Origin of the sequence: Shimia sp. R9_3 (assembly GCF_017743755.1) — a bacterium.
Taxonomy (GTDB): domain Bacteria; phylum Pseudomonadota; class Alphaproteobacteria; order Rhodobacterales; family Rhodobacteraceae; genus Shimia.
In genome coordinates this window covers 1-1,258 of the sequence record NZ_JAGHRP010000030.1, presented here as the reverse complement: position 1 = coordinate 1,258, position 1,258 = coordinate 1, and the positions used below count along the sequence as shown (strand labels likewise).

The window sequence follows — 1,258 nt, the reverse complement described above, 5'->3', positions numbered from 1 at the left end:
TGAAGTGGTCCCATCTTTTTGGACAGTTTTGCAGCGTTTCTAAGGTGTATCGGGTTTAGGTTTCATGCTGCTTTTTGCTCTTCCAAGCCGTACCAATATGCCTCGCGCGGCGTCCGCCGATCAAGGGCGGAATGGGGGCGCTCGGTATTGTAGAATGCCATCCAATTCTTGATGACGCGCCGGGCCTGGAAGCCGTCCGTGATTTCTTCGAGATAGATCGCCTCCTGCTTCAGGGATCGCCACAGCCGTTCAATGAAGATGTTATCGAGGTAGCGGCCCCGACCATCCATAGAGATGCGGACACCGGCCTCAGTCAGCGTCGTGATCCAGGCCGATCCGGTGAACTGTGACCCTTGATCTGTGTTCATGATCTCCGGTGGGCCGTGTTTGGCGATGGCTTCGTTCAGGGCTTGGACGCAGAAGTCGGCGTGCATCGTGTTCGAGAGCCGCCAGCTAAGAGCCTTGCGTGTCGCCCAATCCATGATTGCCACAAGATACAAGAAGCCATTCCTGACCGGCACAAAGGTGATGTCGGCGCACCAAACCTGGTTCGGACGATCAATCTGCATCTTTCTCAGCAAATACGGGAAGACTGGGTGCTGTGGATGCGGCTGGCTGGTTCTGGGACGTTTGTAGATTGCCTCCAGTCCCATCCTCGCCATCAATCGCCTGACGCGGTGCCGCCCGATGACCGTGCCTTCTCTTCGCAGATAGGCTGCGATCTGGCGACTGCCGAAGAACGGGTATTTGGTGAAGACCCGGTCGATCTCTTTCATCATGGCCAGCGTGTCGGCATCAACACCGACCGGCTTGTAGTAGAAGGCCGACCGGCTCAGCCGCACCAGCCTGCACTGCTGGCTTATGCTCAGTTCAGAGTGATCCCGTTTGATCATCGCGCGTTTCTTGTCCGGGCTCACCGCTTCAGCCCTTCGGACAAAAAATCGTTCTCAACCGCCAGCCTCCCAATCTTGGCATGGAGCTCCTTGATCTCTGCTTCTGTCGGCCCTTCCGGTTTGCCGCCACGGGCAAAAACATCGGCCATGCCTTCGACAGCCTGGCGCTTCCATGTGCTGACCTGGTTCGGATGCACCTGATGCTTCGCCGCGATCTCCTGCACGGTCTTGTCACCACGCAGCGCTTCCAACGCGACCTTGGCCTTAAACTGGTCTGTAAACTTCCGGCGCTTCGCCATTCTCGTATCCCCTCAAAGGTTCGGGATACACCTTAACCAACTGTCCGGTTTTCTGGGACCACTTCA

At 56.8% G+C, this 1,258-nt stretch carries 1 protein-coding gene; it reads right to left on the bottom strand.

The annotated features are described in order from the left end of the window. Positions 1-62 precede the first annotated feature (62 nt). Positions 63-1,192, bottom strand: a protein-coding gene (locus J7412_RS21735; RefSeq protein ID WP_209081974.1) for an IS3 family transposase whose coding sequence is annotated in 2 segments (ribosomal slippage) — positions 63-919 and positions 919-1,192 — 1,131 coding nt in all. Because the reading frame shifts where the segments join, the coding sequence is not laid out codon by codon here. Positions 1,193-1,258 lie beyond the last annotated feature (66 nt).